The organism is Calothrix sp. FACHB-168 (assembly GCF_963889195.1).
Taxonomy (GTDB): Bacteria; Cyanobacteriota; Cyanobacteriia; order Cyanobacteriales; family Nostocaceae; genus Aulosira; species Aulosira anomala_A.
Genome location: NZ_CAWPNJ010000087.1, coordinates 1 through 17,877, shown reverse-complemented (window position 1 = coordinate 17,877; position 17,877 = coordinate 1). Strand labels below are relative to the sequence as shown.

Below are 17,877 nucleotides of genomic sequence, written 5' to 3'. Positions count from 1 at the left end.
AAAACTCTTGTGGGATGGGCGTCTCGCCCGTCCTGGGCGGACAAGACTTCGGCGTGAGCGCTCAGTCGAACGCTGTCCACCCCACAAGAAAATTATATTGCAACATTTTAAGCTTGCCACGCCAGTAGGGTGTGTTGTCGCGCAGCGCAACGCACCAAAGCCCAGGATAAGGTGCGCTATCACGAAGTGTAACGCACCCTATACATACTATGCAGCCTCATAAAGAATTGGTATAAGATACCTGATTTATCTAAGAGTTTGAGGCTCTGAATGCCAAATTTTACTTAACCTAAACTAGAATTTTTCTTAATTTCATCAACTAATTTTTAAACTACTTTATCCTTTGGTTAAAATAGGCTATATTTGCTATTCAGAGCGACTGCAATTAACGTCATGCAGGAATTATTTATCATATATTGAAAAGCATGAATTAAATTAAATTTAAACTTAAATATTTTGCATATTGTTTATTGTGCCTTTCATAAATATTTCTTAGTTTGCTCTTAATAGAGATAAATGATTTTGTCTCCATGAGAGTAAAAACTAAGGAGCATATTGTGACCTTATCAAGGCGGAAATTTTTTACTTTAGCAGGGACAGGAACTGCTGGTGCTCTGATATTATCTCCATTACAAGCTTTTTATGCTAACCGCGCTTTTGCAGCCGGCCCTTATGGTTCCTTGGTATCCGATCCGAAACGTGTTTTGGATTTGCCGAGTGGATTTTCTTATGTGAGAATGTCTGAAGCTGGGCAAACTATGAGTGATGGTTACAAAGTTCCGGGTGGACATGACGGAATGGCTGCATTTCCCGGTACAAATGGCAGTACTATTTTAGTGCGTAACCACGAACTTAACTTTTCATCGGGTGGTAGTGTAGGCGCACCCAGTAGTAAAAAATATGATAGCAAAGCTAAAGGTGGTACTACTACCTTAGAAGTTAGTTCCACTAGAGTATTACTCAGACATCACGGTTCTTTGGCTGGTACGGATCGCAACTGTGCAGGAGGCCCCACTCCTTGGGGTTCTTGGTTAAGTTGCGAAGAAAGTTTTGAAACTGGGAATAAAAAGCACGGCTATGTATTTGAAGTTCCTAGCAGTGCAACAAGTTTCGTCACCCCGGTACCATTAACAGCAATGGGTCGATTCAATCATGAAGCCGCAGCCGTAGACCCAAATACAGGCTATGTCTATATGACCGAAGACCGGGGAGATGGTTTATTATACCGTTTTGTACCTAAAACCAAAGGTAAATTGAGTGATGGCGGTACACTGTATGCTTTGAGAATTCAAATCAAACCGAAAGCCAATACTAAAACAGGGTTTACAGTTGGTCAAGCCTACTCAGTAGATTGGGTTCGCATTACTAACCCCGATCCTTCTTCTGATACCGTTAGATCTGAGGGTTATAACCTTGGTGCAGCTAGATTTAGCCGTGGCGAAGGTATCTTTTATGGTAAAGGAGATATCTATTTTTGCTGTACCAATGGCGGTAGTGCTGGCTACGGTCAAGTATGGCGCTACAATCCAGCTACGGAAACAATACGACTATTTGCAGAACCAAATAATCGGAATATTCTCGATTATCCAGATAATATTGTCGTTGCACCCAATGGTGATTTGTTCCTTTGCGAAGATGGCGACGGCGAAATCTTTATTGTCGGGATTACCCCCAGTGGTACGCTGTATAAATTTGCCCGTAATGCTTTGAATTCCGAAGAATTTGCCGGAATTTGTTTTTCTCCCGATGGCAAAATTATGTTTGTAAATTTGCAATCACCAGGAATTACCTTTGCAATTAGAGGCCCTTGGTAAACAAGAAAAAGGCAAAAGCCAGAAGATAGCAGGAACTAACCTCAGACTTACGCCTTCGTTAAATCAATAGCTTATCAATAGCCGCGATCGCAAAAATGCAGGTCGCGGCTAACTGTATAATTACATGAGTTTATCAGTCATTTGTTAGAGACGCGATTAATCGCGTCTGTACAAACCGTCAACCGTCAACCGTCAACAATATTTCCCAACCCAATTTTTACTGAAAAAATTTTTAACAAACCAACCCCAGCATGAAACGAACTAAGAAGTCTTTGCTATTAGCTTTGAACTGGGTGTTACTCTCATTTGCAACCTCGATTTTAATTATTCTCGCACAACCTACAGCACCCGTTCCCGCCCAAGCGCCTAATTCAACCAATTCACAACAAAGTCGCGAAGAACATCTGCGCGAAGTCTTACAACGCAAATCACCTAAGCCTGTTGTCATCCCCCAAACTACCCCTTCTCCTGAGGCTACACCATCACCAACACCTACACCCAAGCCTGATGAAGCCACAGAACCAGCACCGACACCGGAAGAAATCGCCCGTCGGGAACAATTTATCGCCGCAGATAAGCTGTATTTGGCGGGACAAATTGGCGAAGCAGAAAAAATTTATCGTCAGTTAAAAGAACCTTTTGCCAAAACGACACAACCCCAGGAACGCAAACCAGCAATTACCGATCCAACGCAACTATCCCCAGCAGGAAAAGTCTACTGGCGGGAATCAGAAGCGGGGATAGCCAAGAATTTACAATCGAGAACTTTAGTACCTCTGCAATTATTAGTGGAACAGTATCCGGAGTTTATTCCTGGACATATCAGATATGCGGAAGTTCTCAAGCAATACGATCGCACTGAGCAAGCTTTAGATATCTTAGAACGGGGAGCTTCTCTTTATCCAGACCAACCAGAATTAGTCAAAGCCAGAGTTACAGCCCTTGCAGATGCGAAAAAATGGATGGAAGCTTCTTTAGCAGCCCGTCAATTTGCGATTCTTAACCCCAAAAATCCCCAAGCGGCAGAGTTTAACAACTTAGCAGAAGTCCATCTCAAACGTTATAAAAGTCATATTCAAGCCGAAATTCGCGGCAATGCGATCGCAAATATTCTCACAGGAGCCTTAGGTTACGCTGTTACAGGCAGTTTAGTCGGGCCATTTTCTGCCCTTGATTCTACCATATTACTTTTACGGGGTGAAGAATCCATAGGCGAATCGGTAGCTAAACAAGCTAAAGAACAACTCAAACTCATTACCGATGAAACAGTCGCCGCCTATGTGAATGAAATCGGTCAAAAACTCGCCAATGTCGCCGGACGCAATGAATTTAAATATGAATTTTTTGTGGTTCCTGACGAACAACTCAACGCCTTTGCTCTCCCAGGTGGGAAAATATTTATTAATGCAGGTGCGATCGCCAAAACCAATTCCGAAGCCGAATTAGCTGGATTAGTCGCCCATGAATTATCTCATGTAGTCTTATCCCACGGCTTTCAACTAGTTACCCAAGGTAATCTCGTTGGCAACATCACTCAGTATATTCCTTTAGGCGGGATTATCGGTCAACTCTCAGCCTTAAGTTATAGCCGCGATATGGAACGTCAAGCAGATACCCTGGGTACGCGCTTAATTGTCGCCACAGGTTATGCAGCTGACGGCTTACGTAACTTAATGGTAACCCTAGAAAAACAACAAAAAAATGTTCCCCCTAGTTGGTTCTCTTCTCATCCTGGGGGTAGTGAGCGCGTCAGATATTTAGAAGATATGATTATCAATAGCAACTATAACCGCTACTCCTATGAAGGAGTGGAACGACACAGCCAAATTCAAGCCAAGGTCAAGCAGCTACTCAAAGAAAAGAAAGAACAAGCAGAAAAAAAACAGCCTGCACAATGAACTAAAAATAAAATTTTGCGTCACTGAAGCTATCAATAATCTATACCTATTTCCCTAAAGGATGATCTATGTCATCACACGCTTTGAAATTTGTACTTTTGAGTAGTTTAGGATTATCTTGTTTTCTAGGTAATTCCGTAGCACTGGCACAAGTTGATACATCTGGTGGTGTTGTCGTCCCCACAGATTCTACAGGCCCGTCAACCAGCACGCCAGTACCCGTAGATACCGCCACAGGTACACCTCCAGTTGATAGTAACACGCGCTTTAGCTGTCAGGTTTATAACGGTCAACATACAGTCATGTATCAACCCCAAAGTCAACCAGGCCAATACTTTGCTTGGGCTGCACCTGCAACTTTGGGTGGTGGTTGGGATATGCAAAAACGCTGTGCAACAATCGCCAGTCGCTTAGAATCCTATCGTCCCGATGGCTTGCAAGAACTGCAAGTTACGAGATTAAATAACGAGAACGTTGTCTGCGTCACCACAGAAGCAGTTCCTAGCTGTCGTATTGTTCTCACCGTACCCCGTGACAAAGACCCCTATAATGTCCGCAATAGCATCTTCCAAAACCTCACCACAGCCGATAGCGGACAACAAACTACCGCCGTCAACACCTATCGCGGACAAGGCGGTTGGGGTGATTTATACAACCTCTCTCGGACAACTGTAGGTGGTAATCGAGTTGCTAACGCCAGAAGTGGGATTAATCTTAAACCATTCCTCGATCGCAAAGATGGCGGTACTGGTAACGGATTAAAGAATGGTGTGGCTTTGCGTAATCGTTCCACCAGCCAAACCAGCGTTCGCCAACCTAATAATGGCATTCGCCTCAACCCCGATAGATTCCGCCGTTAATTTCAGGGTAATGTATATCTACTTGACACTCCCTGGGCTAAAGCCACAGGGATTCTTGATTCAACGAGTCCACTTAAATTAGACCCCTTGCGGTATCTAAAAAAGAGGTGGTTCTCTCCTCAAGCGTTAACTTTCCGAGTGCCCCGCGGTAGTTGGATTACTCCAAGAATTTGTTTGTTTAAATTCTGTGTCGTCTAGCCCCCATGTAGATTTTACCTATTCCTGGGCAAGAACTAGAACTATGGAATAGAACCCCATATCTTCAATTGTCAAGGTACACATTGCCGTTAGGCAGTTAGGTTTTTATACAGGTTGATTACCGTTCCTGTTAGGCTTGATTTTACCAAAACGTGACCCAGGCGTAAACACCTTCTAGCGGCTTTCATGAGGCAGTGCGTTCTTGGGGGTGTTCCCAGGAGGAACTGTCGAAAGGGTTTCCCAGCAATCACGCAACTGCCGTCCCCTTGCCTGAAGTATGGTGTTTGCGGCGCTATGCCCCTGTTCCTGGTTTTCAGCCTACCTTCCTGATAAACGCGCTGTTAGCAATATAGCAGCGCGTTTTTGTTGTTTAATCGAGTCTTAACTGTGGATAAAATTTAGCGATCGCATTGTTGAATAATACGTTCTGTTGTACTTAAATACTTAAGTCTTGAATCTATTACAAAAGAAACTTTCAGCTACAAATAATATTTAGTATATTAAACAACAAATAAATCCCAGTATATAACGCCATCAATCTGTGAATTGTTTGAGCTTAATGCTGGATATTTGCCAGCAGTTTAGTAAATTATGTGCTTATACTCCAAATCTCCTCTATTCAAAACCGTTGTATCTTTTATATATTAAATGTTGGATTTTTGACCACAGTAATAGCAAAACTTGGTTGTAATATCAATTTTTGCTGACAGAAAATCTGTTTTATAATCTGCACATGCTGGGATAATTTGTAATTTACCTGTAGCGATTAACAGGCATCTCTATTCAAGACTTTACGTAGGCTGGAATGCAATCATATTGAGGAATTCACTATGTCAAATAGCTCAGGGTTGTATATTCTACTAGTCAGCGTTCATGGATTAATCCGAGGTCATAATTTAGAATTAGGACGAGATGCTGACACAGGTGGACAAATAAAATATGTCGTTGAACTTGCGCAAGCCCTAGCGGAAAACCCGCAAGTAGAACGTGTAGACTTAGTTACCCGTTTAGTTAACGATCCAAAAGTTAGTTCTGACTACGCCAAACCTGTAGAAGTACTTTCAGATAAAGCACGAATTATCCGCTTAAACTGCGGCCCCCGTCGCTATCTGCGGAAAGAAGTTCTCTGGCCGCATTTAGACAACTTTGCTGATGAGTTACTTAAACACCTGCGACAAATTGGTAAATTACCCCATGTCATACATACCCATTATGCAGATGCAGGATATGTAGGTTGTCGTGTAGCTGGTTGGTTAGGTATACCCCTAGTGCATACCGGTCACTCTTTAGGGCGTGTCAAACAACAAAGACTATTAGAACAAGGAACAAAACCAGAAGTCATTGAAAATTATTACCATATCAATACCAGAATTGAAGCCGAAGAAACTACACTAGCTAGTGCAGCTTTAATTATTGCCAGTACTAATCAAGAAGTAACCCAGCAGTATGGAATTTACGACCATTATCAACCACAAAGAATGGTTGTAATTGCTCCAGGAGTTGCCCTTGAACGCTTCTACCCCGTACCACCGAATTGGCAAGAACCGCCCATATATAAAGACTTACAGCGATTTCTCACAGATCCGCAAAAGCCGATAATTATGGCGCTTTCCCGGCCAGCGATTCGCAAAAATGTCGGTACTTTAGTCAAAGCCTATGGTGAAGATCCAGAATTGCGTCATCTAGCGAACCTTGTTTTAATCTTAGGCAACCGCGATGATATTACAACAATGGAATCGGGGCCGCGTCAAGTCCTGACAGAAATTTTCCAATTAATTGACCGTTATGACCTTTACGGTCACATTGCTTATCCCAAACATCACGGATCTGATGAAGTTCCCGAACTCTATCGATTGCTAGCCAAAACGCGCGGAGTATTTATCAATCCCGCCTTAACAGAACCATTTGGTTTAACCTTAATCGAAGCTACAGCCTGTGGTGTACCGATTATTGCGACATCAGATGGCGGGCCGCGAGATATTATCGCCGCTTGCGAGAATGGTTTGTTAATCGATCCGCTCAATATTTCCGAAATTCAAGCTGCATTGCGAACAGCACTCACCGATACACAAAAATGGGAAGGTTGGTCTAGTAATGGTTTGAGTCGAGTCCGAGAAAATTTCTCTTGGGAAACCCACGTTGAGCGCTATTTAGAATCTGTGCGTCAACTACCACAACGCCGAGTCCAATCTCTGCTGAGTCCGTTAAGATTAGGCCCAGCTAGTAGCCTGAATGATTGGAACGTTCCTGAGAAAAACCGTCTACCAACAGCCGATCGCTTTTTGGTATGCGAAATTGATAATACCTTACTAGGTGACCCAGATGCATTGCAACAATTAATCGATCGCATCAATAACGAAGGCGAAACCACTGGTGTAGGCATTGCTACCGGACGTAACTTACAAAGTTCTCTAGAAATGTTAGAAGAATATCGGTTTCCTATGCCCGATGTACTAATTGTTTCTACAGGTAGCGAAATCTATTATGGCGCTCAAGTAATTGCAGATATCAACTGGCAAAGACATATTAGCTATCATTGGCAACCAGAGGCCATCCGCCAAGCAATGGCAGAACTACCAGGAGTGAAGTTACAACCTCCAGAAGGTCAAGGTAAGTTCAAAATTAGCTACTTTATCGATGAAGAAAAATCTGTAAGTTACCGAGAAATTATGCGTCATTTGCGACGGCATAAGCTCCATGTTAAAGGTATTTATAGCCACAATATGTATCTTGACTTGGTACCAATTCGCGCCTCTAAAGGCGATGCGATTCGTTATTGTGCTTTAAAGTGGGGATTGCCCATCAAACGCTTTTTAGTTGCAGGTGCATCCGGTAACGATGAAACCATGCTAGCTGGTAATACTTTAGGTGTAGTTGTCGGTAACTATAGCCCAGAACTAGAAAAGTTGCGTAGCTATCCCCAAGTTTATTTTGCTCAAGGGCATTATGCTTGGGGCATTTTAGAAGCACTCGATCGTTACGACTTTTTTGGCAATTTATCAGCCACAGAATCCGAATTTAACGGTAACGGAGATCTGGAAATGCAAAAACGCGAAGAAGCAATCACAGGTGCAGTTTTGTTAGCGTAAATTGTCCTGTTGAATTAATTTGTAGTTGAATTAGTTGCGGATTTAAACCCCAACTAATTCAAGATTGCTAAATAGATGGGGGCATGGGGCATGGGGCATTGGGCATGGGGCTAAGAGAAAAGGATTTTCATGTTTGGTTGTGAGATGTTCTTATGAGAGAATAGCTTGACATTATATACCCGTAATTACGAATTACGAATTACGAATTACGAATTACGAATTACGAATTACGAATTACGAATTATTAATTAATTAGCTAAGGGGTTTTGTTAATTGTTGCCAAATGTTACTTTATTGGGCTTGCTAGCGATCGCGCTTGGTGCGATTCCTGGTGCAGTGAGTCGCTATTACCTGACTGAGTTTTGTAAAAGATATTTAGGTACAAACTTCCCTTATGGCACTTTTATTATCAATTTCACTGGTTGTTTAATCATGGGCTTTTGCTTCACCTTATTTCAGGGAATTAAAGGATTTCCATCGGAGATAGATTTGTTAATTAGAACTGGTTTTTTAGGTGCTTATACAACTTTTTCAACCTATGGATACGATACATTAACATTGTGGAGCAATCGTCAGCAGGGAGCCACAATTTTTTATTGGGCAGGTAGCGCTATTTTAGCGGTAGTTGGTATTATATTAGGTAATAATTTAGCGCAGATAATTCTCGGTTTATATAATTGATTGGCAAGTAATTAGTTACTAGCAAGAAATTTAATCATGCAAAATAATTTTCTGCGCACTGTCATGGCAATCTCTTTAGGTGCCATGCCTGGGGCTGTAGGGCGATATTTGATAACTGAATTTACTAAATCTACTTTTGGTCAGGATTTTTCTTATTATGGGACATTTTTTATTAATGTGACAGGTTGTTTTATTATTGCTTTATTTTATAGTTTAAACGAGCAAAAATTGAAAAATATTTCACCGGAAGTTCGCTTAATTATTGCCACTGGTTTTTGTGGTGCTTATACAACCTTTTCAACTTATGGATTAGAGACTTTTACCCAAATAGATAAAGGCAATACAACAGTAGCTTTAATCTATTGGTTAGGCAGTATGATAATAGGCATGATTGCTATACAATTAGGCGTAATTTTAGGTAAAATTAATTCAAAATCGATAAATTAAATTCAGATATAGAAATCCGCTTTGATTCGGTGAAATTATTTACATAGAGACGGAACAGGGAACAGGGAACAAGTAATCAAAGTGTACTGAGTTTTTTAAAAAATCAAATAGGAATCTTATAGTTGGGTTTATTTACACTTTGACTTTTGACCCTTCGACTACGCTCAGGGTCAAGGTTGAGCGAAGCCGAAACCTTGACTTTTGACTTTTGACTTTTGACTTTTGACTTTTGACTTTGCGGTATTAGGAGCAGGATATTTTTTCTAATGGTAACGGTAGAGTAAAGAAAAAAGTGCTACCTATACCCAAGGTACTTTGTGCCCAGATTTGTCCCCCATGTTGTTCGATAATACTGCGACAAATTGCCAAGCCTAAGCCTGTACCGCCTTTATCGCGTGAGTCTGAAGCATCTACTTGCTGAAATCTGCCAAAGATGAGTTCTAATTTTTCTGGGGGAATTCCACGCCCGCGATCGCTAATTTGAAAGAGTACGCGATCGCATTGCGGTTGAATGCTGACATCAATACTGGCATCGGCAGGGGAAAATTTCAACGCATTACTAAACAGATTAGTCAGTGTTTGAATAATGGCGTCAGCCGCAGCCCAAACTTGCACATCGGGAGCATCAATATTAAAACTAATATTCTGTTGTTTGGCGATCGCTTTGACTCCCTCTACAGCTTGGGCGATCAAATCAGCCGCATTGCAGGTTGTTTTTTGCAGCACAGCCCGCCCTGATTCTAAGCGTTCTAGGTCAAGAATATCATTGACTAGACGGACTAGGCGATCGCAATCAATTGCAGCTATCTCAATCATCCGCTTAAATTTTTCTGGTCTGTTATCGTAAATACCAGTATTTAATAAACCTAATGAGGCGCGGATAGCTGTTAACGGCGTGCGCAGTTCGTGACTAACTATGCCAATAAACTCACTTTTGATCTGCTCCACTTTTTCCAGTTCTGTGATGTCTTCAGCAATACCAGTAACGCGAATAATTTCCCCTTGTTCATTTTTAATGGGGAAAGCGCGATCGCGAATCCACAGCATAGAACCATCAGGGCGGATAATGCGATATTTAATATCTGAGAGTTCGGGAATTAACTGTTCTACAAATGTGGTTTGTACGCGAGTGCGATCTTCGGGGTGAATGCTGTCTAACCAAGTTGATATGTCTTCGTAGATACTTTCACAACTCCTTTGCCAAATAGTTTCGTAAGTCTTGCTCACATAAATAATTTGCTGAGTTTGCATATCCCGCATCCAAAATACTGCTTGGATGTTTTCTGCTAGTTGGCGAAACTTTTCTTCACTTTCCCGTAAAGCATCTTCCATACGTTTGCGTTGCCTAGCTTGGCGATAGGCATCGGTAATGTCTTCCACAATATAGGAAAATTTAGGATAGCCTTTGTCGATACAAGTAATTGGGGAAACCGTTGCAGCTAGCCACCTTTGCCCGTTGACAGTCTCATGGGGATATTCAAACCGGACGGGAGCTTGAATTTTTTGAGCTTGTCGATAATAATTTATCCATTGGTCGATAATCGGTTGAGGTACACCTAAATTACTGGCAAACTGATTCTCCATTGCTGCGGGAGTAGTGCCAAAAAACTTAGCTGCTGTTTGGTTATCGGAAATATGTAAAATATCGTTTTCGTATAACTCCACAATACCCATAAGCATTGCACTACTGTTAAAGAAGCTGCGCAAAGTAGACTCGCTGCGTTGTAAATTGGCATTGCTTTTAATCAACTCGGCTGTGCGTTCGGCAACTCGGACTTCTAATTCTTCCTTGGCTTGCTTGAGTTCGGCTTCAGCGCGTTTGCGTTCGGTGATTTCTTCGCATACTGTACTAATACCAATAATGCGATCGCCATCTTTTAACGGTAAAAAGCTTTCTAACCAAGTTCGTTGCACGCCTGGTTGCGCCGGAGTTTCTCCAGTAATTTCTACATTTAACAGTGGTTTGCCTGTTGCTAAAACTGAGCGTAACACTTGTTCGGAGGTATCAGCTAATTCTGGTAACAACTCGCGTACAGTCAGCCCAATATGCTCTGCCATCGAAAATCCATTCATCTCTGCTAGGCGCTGGTTAATGCGCACAAAGCGCAAGTCTGTATCTAAAACATTTAAGCCAATGGGCGCGGATTGGTAGATATTTTCAATTTCTGCCAATTGCTGCTGTAGCTGAATTTGGTTTTGATGGAGAGCTATTTCAGCTTGTTTGCGTTCTGTAATATCTGCACAGGTACCAATCCACTCGCTAATTTTGCCAGCAGCATCGAGAATGGGTACACCACGCACCGCAAAATCACAGTATTTACCATCTTTTCTGCGCAGGCGATACTCAGTTTCGTAGAAAGTACCATTTGTATAACATTCTTGCCAAAGCTGGGCACAGCGATCGCGATCGTCAGGATGAATACAATTGAGCCAACCCCATCCTAAGCATTCCTCTAGAGTTTGTCCGGTGAATTTTCTCCAACCCTGGGGCGCAATGATTGCCATACCTTCAGCATTAGTACGCCAGACAATCTGAGCCGAAGCATGAACTAAGGCGCGATATCGATGTTCGCTTTGCCGTAAAGCTGCTTCGATTTCTTGGCGTTGTGCTAGTTCTGTTTGCAGATTTGCCAACAAATCTGCTTGCTGGATAGCAATGCTGACTTGACTTGCTACCTGTCGGAGTAGCTCAATTTCACTTGATTGCCATTCACGGGGGGCTTGACAGTGATGAGCAATCAGTAAGCCCCATAATTCATCTTTATACAGCACGGGAACAGCCACATTAGCCCTCACCTGATAACTTGCCAACATTTCCACATGGCAAGGGTTAATTCCCCCAGCATAAATATCAGATTTAGCAGTTACTAAACCTTGTTGAAAGCGTTCAATATATTCTCTACTCAAACAAGGATCGTAGATTTGGCTAGATAAAATTGCTTTGCAATTGGCAGCAACCGATTCGACAACTACAATACCATTGCTATGGGCAGCAAACTGAAAGATGATGGCGCGATCGCATTTGAGAAACTGCCGTACTTCATCAACAGTAGTTTGCAGAATATCTTGTAAATTAAGCGTTTGCCGAATGCGCTGGGTGATATCCATGACTAAGCGTTGTTGCTCAAATTGCTGTTGCAATGTCATTTGTGCTTGTTTGCGCTCGTCAATCGCCATCACAGTTCCACTCATGCGCACAGGTTCGCCAGATTTGTCATAAAACCCCTGTCCGCGAACTTCTAGCCAATGAATGCTACCATCAGCTTTAATAATCCGATACTCATGTTGTAAAATACTTTGGGTTTGTAGCGCTTGCTGTACTGCTTGGTGAAATTCTTGGCGATCGTCAGGATGCAAGTAAGCAGTAAAAGTTTCATATGTACCATCAAATTTACCAACACCCCAGCCATATAACTGTTGTTGTTCTGGTGACCAAATTATTTCTCCTGTGACTATATCCCAATCCCACATTCCCATTTGCGCGGAAGATAAAGCCATACGCAGTTGTTTGGCATTTTCTCTAGCTAATTGCTGACTGAGTTTTTGCAGCTTTTGCGTACTTTGGCGAAAATTGCTAGTCAGCAAGTTGATAGTCAAAGCTACCATCAGAAAAAGACCAATACGCAATAAATTATCTGGTTGTGGGATGGCAATTTGATATCGCGGCAGAATCAGGAAATAATCTATTGCTATTGTTGAAAGCACAACTGTTACTAATCCCGGTTTCAAGCCAGCATACCAAGTGCTAACAATCACAGCTATATAAAAAAAAGCGCTAATTGGTTGAGACAGCAGAAATTCTAGCCAGATTGATAGTAATAGCGCGATCGCTGTTGAGCTAATGGCAATTCCGTAGGGTAATATTTTTTGATAAATCCTCATAACGCTTTACTTCTCCCTGGCTCTCACTATCTTGCCAATGCTAGTTTATTCGCGTCATCGGGCTGATTACCCATATTAAAATTTTTCCACTCAGCAACAATTTGGCGATCGCATCATCTGTTTCTCCTGCAAATACTAGTTCTAAGTAAATTGTATTAAAAATGACTATACATATAAGTAAACATTCTTAAATTCATTTAATGAAACTAGCTGATACAAGTTTAAACCATCAACTATAGACATTTATAAATCTAGCACTACTAAATTTAGATATGTTACTATAATTACCTAGCACAAGTAAGTCAGTGTAAATAGGCTGTAAACCCTTACCATTGACTAATGACCAATGACCAATGACCAATGACCAATGACCAATGACCAATGACCAATGACCAATGACCAATGACCAATGACCAATGACAGCCTTTTTTAATCACCTTGCGGATATTCATCCCATAAAGTAGTGATTTCTCGTAAACTTTGATGATTACCATTGCCTAATATGAGATGGTCTAGTAATGGAATCCCTAAAAACTGCGCTCCAGCTAATAACTGACGAGTTAATTCAATATCTTCTTGGCTAGGTTCAATATTTCCCGAAGGATGATTATGTGCCACAATCACCCGCGTAGCACCTTGACGAATCACTTCGCGAAAAATTTCCCGGGGAGAAGCTAAAGTTTCCGTCGCCGTACCAATTGTAATTACTTTTGTACCTAACAAACGATTCTTGGTATCTAATAACAAAACCCCAAAATGTTCTTGGGTTTGCCACATTAAATTTTGACTCAGCGCCGCCGCCGCCGCTATGGGACTATCAATAGTTGCACCTTCAGGACGAGATTGAAAAGCGCGTTTACCCAATTCTATTGCAGCTAAGATTGTTGTCGCCTTTGCCGGGCCGATTCCTTGAATTTGCATTAATTCTGCAGGCGTCACCTCCCGCAAAACTGTCAAAGGATCGCGCTGATGCTTGCTCAATTCACTTAAAATATATTGCCCCAATCCTACCGCAGATAGTTTCCCCGGCCCTTGACCAGTACCTAACAAAATTGCAATTAATTCAGCTGTGGCTAAAATTTTCGGGCCATGAGCCATTAACCGCTCACGCGGACGCTCAGTCTCAGGCATGTCAGCAATTCTGAGGCAATATTTCATAGAGTAACTGCGAGAATATCTACCATAGTTGGAACTATCTTTAGTTATCCCTTGTTTACTCAACAAATTATGCTGATTTGAAAAAATCTTTAATTTTGTTCAGAAGTCATGACGGCGGCAAAGGAAAGAAAGATACAGCAGATTGCCAGTTGCTAACTATTGACTATTGTACAGACAAGGGTTATCGCGTCTCTACTGACCATTAACCAATAGCCAAGAGCTTGACTAAATAGGCAAATACTTTCCTAAAGTTACTTATAATTAGTCACCATGAGCAACATAAGAGCGTTTTCACTGTCTGATACTTTGGAATCAGTGCCGAAAACCAAGGCCAACTTCATATCTGGTTTGTAAACCAAAGTCGCGTTCATTACTAGCCAGCCCTTAAAAAGGTCGAAGGTGATACCAAGATTCTTTAAATAGGTGGAAAATAATTTTGAACAATGGCTAAAAGCTTCAGAAAAAATTTGACAGACCGCAAAATAGGCTCGGCTAGAGCCGAATCTACGCCTGTGGACAAGAAGGAGCCGACTCCCTTGGTGGAAGCAGGAAGCAGACCCTCTAAAGAAAACTTTAGTTGAATGGCGAAGCTTAGATAAGTTTAGCCAAGTTTTGTATAGCAGACTTAACAAGATTCCACAAAAATACTTTGGGCTGTTTCTTGATCTAAAGCAGCGCGAGTTCTACCAACTGTGATAATGTACGATGGAAAGCGTTGCTCTAACACTAAACTACTACCTGGTAAAATCCCAAATGCCATGAGTTTGTGTAAAATTGCATCATCTTCAGTTTGCAAACAAACTACCGTTTGTGGTTGACCAATTTTGACTGTAGGTAAGGCGTTCATTTTAAAATTGTACTCCGAATGCAGTTAAGCCAAGATTTACAAGATATCCCATCAAAAAAGCAAAGGGGAAAATAAATAATACGATCGCAGTTGTAGTTTTTGCTCCCCGTTCTTTAATGAGCATTTGCAATTGAGCAATGCAAGGTAGAAACAATGTCAATACAATCGCCGCTACCACTAACTGATTACCTGTGAGGCTACCTTGTTGCTGTAAATCAAATAATCCGGCTGCACCATAATCTCTTCTAAAGAAGCCATAGAGAAATATGGGTGCGGCTTGTGCGGGCATTCCTAAAGCTGAAACAATCGGTTCAATTGCCCGGATAATCATATCAAATAATCCGGTTAATCTTCCTGCCCAAATCAATACTGATGCCCAAATAAATAAGGGTAAAACTTCGATAAAATACCATTTCATTCTTACCCAGGTTTTAGTAATGACGTTCCGTAATTTGGGTAAACGTAAAGGCGGAACTTCCATATAAAATCTGCCAGAATCACCGGGTAATAATTTGGCGGTGAGATAGCCTACTATTATAAAGATGGCAGAAATAAAACCTCCCCAAAACAGTAACCCGGCTGGTTTTTGGGCGAGTAATCCTACAATCACGCCCCACTGGGCTGCACAGGGAATGGCGAGGGAGAGTAAAAAGGTAGCAATTAATCGTTCTCGCTTGGTTTCTAGGGTGCGGGTAACTATTGTGGCCATTGTGTCACATCCTAAGCCTAACACCATGGGAATGACTGCACGACCAGATAAACCTACGGATTTGAATAAGCGATCCAGCATTAACGATAAGCGTGGTAGGTAACCGCTATCTTCTAGTAGGGAGAACATCAAGAAATAAGTGGCGACTACAGGTAAAACGATCGCGGTGGCGTAGCGAATCCCTAAGCTGATAATCCCATAATCATTAGCAATTAAGTCTTGAATTGATTTCCAGGGAATAACTTGTGCAGTAATTTGGTTGACAAATGGGTTAATTTGTGATTCAAAAAACGTTTCAATGCGATCAACTAATTCCCCTGCGCCAAATTCACCGACAAATTTGTAGACTCCGTAATAGAGGATGAAAACCAGGATGGGGAATCCGGTGATGGGGTTGACGGTGAGTTGATGCAGTGTTTCCCCAAGTGGCGATCGCCTTTTTCTAGTTTCCTGTAATACTACTCTTTCTATCGTTCGCGCTTGACTTTGGCGAGTATTAGCGATCGCTAATCCAATAGGTTGTTTAAGTTGATTTTGCGTGACGGTAATCAAGACTTCTAGATGACGACACTGTTCTTGATCCCGTTGCATAGTTTCCCAAAGTCCGGAATCTTTTTGTAACAGTAATAAAGCTAAACTCCGGGGAGAGAGTGAGTAATTGTAGAATAAATAGCGATCTTCTAAAGTTTGCCACCAAGATTCCAATTGTGCGATCGCGGCTTCAATTGGTTCTGGATAAATTATTTGGTTAATCATGACGGTTGACGGTTGACGGTTGACTGTTGACTGTTGACTGTTGACTGTTGACTGTTGACTGTTGCCTTTTACACTGGAATCATTGCTGTCTGAACTGGTAAAAATGGGGAAATCCTGTGGCGCAATTCATCTATACCTTGGTTCAAAGCCGCAGACATGCAAACTACGGGAATTTCTAACTCCATCTCCAAGGAGTCTTGGCGTAAATCTAATCCCCAGCGATGGGCTTCATCCATCATATTCACAGCCAGGATTACAGGTAACCCAGCTTCGATGAGTTGAAAAGTTAGGGATAGCATTCTGCCTAAGTTCTTTGCATCTACCACATGAATCACAACTGATACAGGTTCACTTAACAATAAATCTCTAGCAACTTTTTCCTCTTCACTAATGGGTAAGAGTGAATACATCCCTGGTGTATCAATCACGGTGATAATTTGCTCTCCTATCTGCGCTAATCCCCGACTCACTTCTACAGTCGTACCAGGGTAATTAGAAACAGTGACATAGATACCAGTTAGAGCATTAAACAGTACACTCTTACCTACATTGGGCATTCCTACCAAAGCAATTGGTGGAATTGTGGAAGTCTCTGTGTCTAACAATGGCTGTTTTTTGCGAAAGAATGCTAGTCCTCGCGATTTCCCTCCACAAGATTTACCTTGTGATTTACATTGATGGCATTCCATAGGAATTTATTGCTGAGGTTTAATGCAACTTATTGTCAAATAAAATTGTGAGGATCTTGTGAAGAAGATATCTCTTTGGGGGGAGGTTAGCGATCGCAATATGAATCTGTCGAGGATATCCCAATTTTGATGCAATATCCTATGAATCAATTCAAAATTCAAAATTCAAAATAAAAAAATTTCTCTTGCTTACCCGACACACCGCCCGCAGGCTGGAAGCCTGGGGCTAAAACTACGAAGCCCACCTTTGTGGGCTTTGTAAGATTAGCCGCACACTTCTAGGGTGACGGCGGGATTTCGGGATCAGCGAGGGGTTTTACCATTGATTAGCCTTTAGGATGCTTCCTTTTCCCAATTAAGATTATTTATTATTTATCTAGTCTAAGCTAGAAGACTCCCGCTACACCGTTCGCGTAGCGTTCCGCAGGAAAGGTTAGCGGGAGATGAATAGCGGTCAAAAACGAAACACCCTTTTAGACGATATTTCGTGCAACGAAATTAGTCTAGGAGGGTAGTTGAGTTTTTGACAATCTTTTGGTATTATTTTTGATAGAAATTAAGTATAAACATGATAGTCTACGAAGCAAAAGCGGAAACAACAAAAGAGCAGTTGCTCAAGATAAATGAAGTCTTGAGAACTGCTCTTTTTGTGCGTAATTCTTGCTTGCGCTATTGGTTAGATAGTTATGCAAAAACCGGATTTGATTTAAACAAATACACGAAAGCTTTGTCAGACAATCCTGACTTCCCTTGGGTATCAAAACTGAACTCAACAGCAAGACAGGCAATGGCAGAACGAGCGTGGGCAGCAATTTCAAGATTTTTTGATAATTGCAAGAAAAAGATTCC

At 41.7% G+C, this 17,877-nt stretch carries 12 protein-coding genes and 1 pseudogene; 8 read left to right on the top strand and 5 right to left on the bottom strand.

Going from position 1 to position 17,877, the window contains the following annotated elements; genetic code table 11:
* The first annotated feature begins 557 nt into the window (after positions 1-557).
* The 6 genes from AACW45_RS36535 to crcB (AACW45_RS36510) all read left to right on the top strand — a co-directional run bounded on the left by AACW45_RS36535 (position 558) and on the right by crcB (AACW45_RS36510) (position 8,987).
* Complete coding sequence (locus AACW45_RS36535) at positions 558-1,814, top strand: alkaline phosphatase PhoX (protein ID WP_190637927.1); 1,257 nt, start codon at positions 558-560, stop codon at positions 1,812-1,814.
* A 251-nt stretch (positions 1,815-2,065) separates the two neighbouring features.
* Entirely contained in the window at positions 2,066-3,712 is a 1,647-nt protein-coding gene (locus AACW45_RS36530) for a M48 family metalloprotease (protein ID WP_190637925.1), read from the top strand.
* Between the two features lie 68 nt (positions 3,713-3,780).
* Positions 3,781-4,572 (top strand): COP23 domain-containing protein, encoded by a 792-nt coding sequence (locus AACW45_RS36525; protein WP_190637922.1) that lies wholly within the window; start codon positions 3,781-3,783, stop codon positions 4,570-4,572.
* A 1,028-nt stretch (positions 4,573-5,600) separates the two neighbouring features.
* Positions 5,601-7,859, top strand: coding sequence for an HAD family hydrolase (locus AACW45_RS36520; RefSeq protein WP_190637920.1), 2,259 nt, complete (start codon positions 5,601-5,603; stop codon positions 7,857-7,859).
* A gap of 273 nt (positions 7,860-8,132) precedes the next feature.
* The gene (gene crcB / locus AACW45_RS36515) at positions 8,133-8,540 is read left to right on the top strand and encodes a fluoride efflux transporter CrcB (protein WP_190637918.1); all 408 of its coding nucleotides are present in this window, start codon (positions 8,133-8,135) and stop codon (positions 8,538-8,540) included.
* Between the two features lie 36 nt (positions 8,541-8,576).
* Positions 8,577-8,987: a fluoride efflux transporter CrcB gene (gene crcB, locus AACW45_RS36510; protein ID WP_190637916.1), complete on the top strand. Its 411-nt coding sequence runs from the start codon at positions 8,577-8,579 to the stop codon at positions 8,985-8,987.
* A gap of 243 nt (positions 8,988-9,230) precedes the next feature.
* Here crcB (AACW45_RS36510) and AACW45_RS36505 read toward each other — a convergent pair whose 3' ends face one another.
* Together AACW45_RS36505 and radC are read right to left on the bottom strand one after the other, a co-directional pair.
* Positions 9,231-12,869, bottom strand: a complete 3,639-nt coding sequence (locus tag AACW45_RS36505; RefSeq protein WP_190637914.1) for a PAS domain S-box protein — start codon at positions 12,867-12,869, stop codon at positions 9,231-9,233.
* A gap of 429 nt (positions 12,870-13,298) precedes the next feature.
* On the bottom strand, positions 13,299-14,027 hold the full coding sequence (gene radC / locus AACW45_RS36500) for a RadC family protein (RefSeq protein WP_190548014.1): 729 nt from the start codon (positions 14,025-14,027) through the stop codon (positions 13,299-13,301).
* A gap of 443 nt (positions 14,028-14,470) precedes the next feature.
* On the opposite strand from radC, the gene AACW45_RS36495 reads away from it, so the two are divergent.
* The gene (locus tag AACW45_RS36495) at positions 14,471-14,608 is read left to right on the top strand and encodes a hypothetical protein (RefSeq protein ID WP_339385119.1); all 138 of its coding nucleotides are present in this window, start codon (positions 14,471-14,473) and stop codon (positions 14,606-14,608) included.
* A gap of 44 nt (positions 14,609-14,652) precedes the next feature.
* Here the strand turns inward: AACW45_RS36495 and AACW45_RS36490 are convergent, their stop codons facing one another.
* The 3 genes from AACW45_RS36490 to AACW45_RS36480 all read right to left on the bottom strand — a co-directional run bounded on the left by AACW45_RS36490 (position 14,653) and on the right by AACW45_RS36480 (position 17,028).
* Complete coding sequence (locus AACW45_RS36490) at positions 14,653-14,874, bottom strand: FeoA family protein (protein WP_190548016.1); 222 nt, start codon at positions 14,872-14,874, stop codon at positions 14,653-14,655.
* Position 14,875: 1 nt separating this feature from the next.
* Positions 14,876-16,339, bottom strand: coding sequence for a ferrous iron transporter B (locus tag AACW45_RS36485; RefSeq protein WP_190637912.1), 1,464 nt, complete (start codon positions 16,337-16,339; stop codon positions 14,876-14,878).
* 68 nt (positions 16,340-16,407) lie between these two features.
* Complete coding sequence (locus AACW45_RS36480; protein ID WP_190637910.1) at positions 16,408-17,028, bottom strand: FeoB small GTPase domain-containing protein; 621 nt, start codon at positions 17,026-17,028, stop codon at positions 16,408-16,410.
* A gap of 568 nt (positions 17,029-17,596) precedes the next feature.
* Here AACW45_RS36480 and AACW45_RS36475 point away from each other — a divergent pair.
* Positions 17,597-17,877: pseudogene (locus tag AACW45_RS36475) on the top strand (RNA-guided endonuclease TnpB family protein); the annotation flags it as partial.

What these genes read in the sequence shown, in the direction of transcription:
- AACW45_RS36505 (WP_190637914.1), bottom strand. Translation starts at nt 12,869, where the DNA reads ATGAGGATTTATCAAAAAATATTACCCTACGGAATTGCCATTAGCTCA.
- AACW45_RS36480 (WP_190637910.1), bottom strand. Translation starts at nt 17,028, where the DNA reads ATGGAATGCCATCAATGTAAATCACAAGGTAAATCTTGTGGAGGGAAA.
- AACW45_RS36530 (WP_190637925.1), top strand. Translation starts at nt 2,066, where the DNA reads ATGAAACGAACTAAGAAGTCTTTGCTATTAGCTTTGAACTGGGTGTTA.
- AACW45_RS36485 (WP_190637912.1), bottom strand. Translation starts at nt 16,339, where the DNA reads ATGATTAACCAAATAATTTATCCAGAACCAATTGAAGCCGCGATCGCA.
- radC (WP_190548014.1), bottom strand. Translation starts at nt 14,027, where the DNA reads ATGAAATATTGCCTCAGAATTGCTGACATGCCTGAGACTGAGCGTCCG.
- AACW45_RS36490 (WP_190548016.1), bottom strand. Translation starts at nt 14,874, where the DNA reads ATGAACGCCTTACCTACAGTCAAAATTGGTCAACCACAAACGGTAGTT.
- AACW45_RS36525 (WP_190637922.1), top strand. Translation starts at nt 3,781, where the DNA reads ATGTCATCACACGCTTTGAAATTTGTACTTTTGAGTAGTTTAGGATTA.
- AACW45_RS36495 (WP_339385119.1), top strand. Translation starts at nt 14,471, where the DNA reads ATGGCTAAAAGCTTCAGAAAAAATTTGACAGACCGCAAAATAGGCTCG.
- crcB (WP_190637916.1), top strand. Translation starts at nt 8,577, where the DNA reads ATGCAAAATAATTTTCTGCGCACTGTCATGGCAATCTCTTTAGGTGCC.
- AACW45_RS36520 (WP_190637920.1), top strand. Translation starts at nt 5,601, where the DNA reads ATGTCAAATAGCTCAGGGTTGTATATTCTACTAGTCAGCGTTCATGGA.